Origin of the sequence: Nocardioides sp. YIM B13467 (assembly GCF_042788075.1) — a bacterium.
In the GTDB taxonomy this organism is placed as follows: domain Bacteria; phylum Actinomycetota; class Actinomycetes; order Propionibacteriales; family Nocardioidaceae; genus Nocardioides.
In genome coordinates this window covers 1-4276 of the sequence record NZ_JBHZPJ010000044.1, presented here as the reverse complement: position 1 = coordinate 4276, position 4276 = coordinate 1, and the positions used below count along the sequence as shown (strand labels likewise).

General features: G+C 59.3%; 6 protein-coding genes. 1 reads left to right on the top strand and 5 read right to left on the bottom strand.

Features of this window, described 5'->3' with window-relative positions; genetic code table 11:
- Positions 1–330 (top strand): DUF3592 domain-containing protein (locus tag ACFX43_RS07330; protein ID WP_378818863.1); only part of this gene is annotated, 330 nt, incomplete at its 5' end.
- Positions 331–434: 104 nt separating this feature from the next.
- On the opposite strand, the gene ACFX43_RS07325 is transcribed toward ACFX43_RS07330, so the two are convergent.
- The 5 genes from ACFX43_RS07325 to ACFX43_RS07305 all read right to left on the bottom strand — a co-directional run bounded on the left by ACFX43_RS07325 (position 435) and on the right by ACFX43_RS07305 (position 4015).
- A complete protein-coding gene (locus tag ACFX43_RS07325) occupies positions 435–1136 on the bottom strand; it encodes a hypothetical protein (RefSeq protein WP_378818861.1) in 702 nt (233 codons plus the stop codon).
- Between the two features lie 35 nt (positions 1137–1171).
- Positions 1172–1807 carry a hypothetical protein gene (locus tag ACFX43_RS07320; protein WP_378818858.1) on the bottom strand — a complete coding sequence of 212 codons (636 nt, stop codon included), beginning with the start codon at positions 1805–1807 and terminating at the stop codon, positions 1172–1174.
- Entirely contained in the window at positions 1804–2442 is a 639-nt protein-coding gene (locus ACFX43_RS07315; RefSeq protein WP_378818855.1) for a hypothetical protein, read from the bottom strand. The genes ACFX43_RS07320 and ACFX43_RS07315 overlap by 4 nt, the downstream gene beginning before the upstream one ends.
- A 19-nt stretch (positions 2443–2461) precedes the next feature.
- The gene (locus ACFX43_RS07310; RefSeq protein WP_378818853.1) at positions 2462–3643 is read right to left on the bottom strand and encodes a hypothetical protein; all 1182 of its coding nucleotides are present in this window, start codon (positions 3641–3643) and stop codon (positions 2462–2464) included.
- A 75-nt stretch (positions 3644–3718) separates the two neighbouring features.
- On the bottom strand, positions 3719–4015 hold the full coding sequence (locus ACFX43_RS07305) for a flagellar protein FlgN (protein ID WP_378818850.1): 297 nt from the start codon (positions 4013–4015) through the stop codon (positions 3719–3721).
- Positions 4016–4276: the final 261 nt, after the last annotated feature.

Here is a 4276-nt window from a genome sequence, read left to right as displayed (position 1 = left end):
CCCTCCCAGGCGACAATTCGCAGTGCCCAAGAAAAGGCCTACCGGTCCTCGTTCATCGAGTCGAGCACGACGGAGACATACGTCCACGCCCACTACGAGTATCGGGACGCCGCTGGAATTCAGCACGTCGGTGAGGTCGAGCATCTCCACAACGGGAAGGTTGGCGACATCATCGAGATCATGTACGACCCCGCCGACCCCGACTCCAGCGACATCGTCAGCGGCGGCTCAACTGGCGGTCGCATCATCAACTACGGCGCGATCTTCATCATCTTCGGCGGCGGCGGTATCTTCCTTATCTTGGCCTCCCTCGGCATCATCTCGATGTAGGGGAACCGCCAGCTACGGACCGCACCCGCCTCGGGGATCCGTGCAGGACCACGTACGTCATGAGCTCGGCCGCGGAGTCCCGACCACAGCCCGGCTAGTTGTCCTCAGGCGTCTAGTTGTCGCCAGGACCCGATCGGCATGTTGAGCATCGCCGGGATGTCGATGTCTCTTTCGTTCACGACGCCGCGCTTCACCAGGATCTCAATGGCCTGCGCCCGGACATTGTTGTAGTTCAGATCCTCCCGGCTCTGGGGGCGAGCGTTTCGGGGCGTCGTCGGACTCCCGGGTCGTGAGCCGAAAAGCCACAATACGAGGAAACCAAGGTTTGCGACGGCCGCCGCAAGAACGAGTAGAACGAGCAAACTGCCGCCAATGTCCACCCCGCCCCATTGAAGCAGGGTGAAAGCGCCGGCAGCGGACGCACCCGATACCGCGGTAACGAGCGAATCCATCAATCGGCGTCGGCGACCGAAACCGTGCCATATCTGGAACGTGACGAAAGGAACGGCCAGTGCGATCAGATACGCCATGAACACAGCAGAGGCCAACGCGTCCGAATCACCGGTAGCTCCATTCGCTCGAGAAATCAACACGATAAATCCGAGCGCGGGAAAGGCGTATAGGAGCGCTCCCAAGAGGTAAATCGGGAGACCGAAGATCGGACTCGGCCCCATCGGTGGATCCAGATCCGGAGCCGGCTTGCTCAGAATCTCGGACTCAATAACGCCCCATTGGACAGGCTGAGAAAAGTCAGACGCGCGTACCCACCCGAGCACTTGGTCGACGCCATCAAGACCATCACTCATTACTGATACATCCCAACATCAATATCTAGCGCATCCTACTTCGGCGCGGACGCCGAGGCAGCACGCCACCTTACCGTCGAAACACAAGTATCAAAAAGGTGCTTGATGGCGAGAACTTTGGGATCGTCCTGCGGCACGTTGAGCGGCGCGCCAAATCCAGCCACAAGTTGCAATGCACGACGGCGGTTCGTTCCCGGAATCGGCAGCAGGTAGGTGACCGACCAATTGCGGACGGACTCGCTGCCCACCTGTACCTGCTTCTCCTTCTCGTAGCGCAGGGTGCGGACGTCCCCCAACAGGGGCGTTGCCCCATGTCCCCGAATTAGCTCTCGCGCCATGGCGTCGAGGCTGGCCCCAGGCTCCGCTCGGCGAATTGATGCGATCATCGAAGCCGGCATCCACAAGGTAGATGGGTTGTCTTCCTCCGTCGCGACGAAAAAGGCCGTCGCGCCATTCGCCCGCATGTCATCGAATGACTTCTTCAGCAGTCGCCGGGTTTCGGCGTACATCTCGATCTTGTGCGCTTGCATGAGCCGTTGCTTCAACCCAGAGACCATTATCTCGAAGGTCTCATCATCGACCGCTCTCCGAGACCAACCCGGAGGAAGAGTGATGTCAAACTCGGGATCGGCAGAAATTCCCATCGCTGCACGCAAATCGGACGCACTCATACGCTCTCCTCAAACTGCCACGGGGACTCCTCGAGAACCCCTTCGACCATAACCGACTGGAACGTCTGACCGTTCCCCGGACGGACGAGACGAAGATTGCGAAGCAATGGGAGAACGCCCCGAAGAGCATAGACCGTGAGCGGTTCAAACGCTTCCGCCAAACTCACAATGAGAGTGGCCTCACCGTCGTCGAAGACGAAGTGGATGCCAGCCAAATCGATATCGGCACCGGCCGCGTTCGAAATCACCCGTTGTGTCGTGCACTGAAGCCCAGGTCCGATGTGCGGCGCCTCAAAGCGATGCACGATGGCGTCGGTCTCTACCCACTTCGGCATATCCAGGGATGGATACACACCGATATGGCACATCGCGGTCACTCGTCCGATTGGCGGCCACACCTGAAACGTCGCAATCGAGGAGGTGTTGTCGCGATCGCTAAGAGCGGACCTAAGCAACTCATCCGCCTCGGCTCTCGAAATCGGACTCCCGTCCCAACCTTCTTTGCCGGCAACTTCTTCCGTCGCAGCTAAGACCCATTCATCCGATTGGCCGGGGTCGAGGCCGCCCGGGATGAACAACCATCCGGGGACCTCAAAGTCTTCCACCAGGTCGAGAGCCCATTCGTGCTGTGTCATTTATCAGCCTCAGTCTCGGTCAACCGAGCCAACTCGGAATGTTGAGTGAGGGAAGATTGAGCGCCGGGATCCTCTCAAAATTGGCGTAGTGACCCGTCACTCCCGAGAACGCCGTCAGCGCGAAGTCGAATGCAGCTAGATTTCTGACCGATGACAGCCCAGCCATGGCGGCATTATCGGCCCAGAATCCACGGTGAGCCTGATACACGCTCGCGAATCCCTCGCTACCCAGGAACAGTTTACTGAATCCAGTGCGCGCGCCACTCGACTTGAAGATTCCGATGAGCCCGTCACTGTAATACAACTTCGGATTCCTGAGCGCACTCGTAAGGCCCTTGCAGGCACCGAAATTCCCGAATAGCGCCGCCTTCGAAGCTGCCTTGTTCAGATGGCCGAGTTTTGCGAATGTCGACAGCTTTCCGATGGGAACGATCGCGACAGCTGCCAAGAATATATCCCACCCATTGGCTTCATCATTAAAGAACTGCCCAAGAACGGCGACCAAGTAAAGGGCCCCAACGATAAGAGCGAGGGCGCCGAGTATAGGACCTCCGATAACCAACGCAACGATGCCAACAGCGAACGCGACCCATCCCAGAATATCAGCCGCATCCGACCACCAACTATCCTCAATTGCGCCCGAGGTCCCGTCGGTGATGCCGTTCGTAGCCGTGTCGAAGGCTTCCTCCCACACGTCATACCAGGTGTCGAAGACCTCGGCTTCGCTCTGCCAGTTTTCGTACGCCTCCTTCTTGGCCTTGTTCTCAGTGGCTTCCTCTTTGTCGGTGCCGCCGATTCCGAGGAGGCCACCCTCCTCCTCCGTGGTGCTGTCGTCCTTGTCGCCCGGGAGGTTCTCGTAGGTCGACCACAGCTCCTTGCAGGTGTTGGCACTCCCGTCGATCCTCGGCTTGCACGTCTCGAGCGATTCGCCGTACTGCACGAGAACAGGCCCAACGGGCTCGTAGAGGTCGCCGGCCTCTCTCAGCTTCTCGTGAGAGTCGCCGATGATCTCTTGAAGCTTCTGGATGGCCTTACCCTGCTGCTGTCCATCCGAGAGGCTGTTGTCCTTGAGAGTCTGCAGCGTTGTGGCAGCGTCATGCATCTTCTTGCCGAGGCTCTCGATCTGCTTGCCTCGCGAAACGATCTCTCCGGGCGTGCCTTCGACATGCTTGATCTCCCTGCCCTTGGGAGAGTCTTCCATCCCGCCAAACATCGACTTGATCTCCTTGTTCCCGAGCTACAGCCCAGTCGTTTCCGCCACCACGCTACTGTCGTCTCACTTGGACTCGAACGCCAGCGCGGTCTCGCTGTCCCAGTTCTGGAACCCGTCAACCACGCCCTTGACATGCTCCTGCACGTCCTTGAGGGCGTCCTTCAGCTCGTCACGCTTGTTGTTCCATCGATCTTCGAAATCCTCTGCAGCTTCCCGCAGGTCATTGCGGTCGAATGGGTCCCCGATGGCGTCCTCGAGCTTGTCGGCGCGGCTGCTCGCTTGCTCGAACTCCTCGACGATGCTGCTGAGACTCTTGGCTACGGTGTCCAACTCAGCGATCTTGATACTGACGTCGGCCATATCCGACCGTCCTTCCGTTCCCCGACAAACTCTTGACGTACTGACACTCGCCGATGACCGGGCGATACACCGTCATCGACTGACAGCGGCGGGCCAACCCAGAGGGTTGGCACCGCCGCGCAATGCCGTCGATCAGCCGCCGGCGAGCTGCGAGTCCAGGTCCTGGATTGCCGTGGCCATGTCACGCAGAGCCTGAGCCATGTCCTCGACACCAGCAATGGCGTCCTTCAGACCCGTGGTCATCTCCGTGTAGCCGTCCTG

Coding starts and splice junctions, on each gene's coding strand:
- ACFX43_RS07315 (WP_378818855.1), bottom strand. CDS start 2,442: ATGACACAGCACGAATGGGCTCTCGACCTGGTGGAAGACTTTGAGGTC.
- ACFX43_RS07320 (WP_378818858.1), bottom strand. CDS start 1,807: ATGAGTGCGTCCGATTTGCGTGCAGCGATGGGAATTTCTGCCGATCCC.
- ACFX43_RS07325 (WP_378818861.1), bottom strand. CDS start 1,136: ATGAGTGATGGTCTTGATGGCGTCGACCAAGTGCTCGGGTGGGTACGC.
- ACFX43_RS07305 (WP_378818850.1), bottom strand. CDS start 4,015: ATGGCCGACGTCAGTATCAAGATCGCTGAGTTGGACACCGTAGCCAAG.
- ACFX43_RS07310 (WP_378818853.1), bottom strand. CDS start 3,643: ATGGAAGACTCTCCCAAGGGCAGGGAGATCAAGCATGTCGAAGGCACG.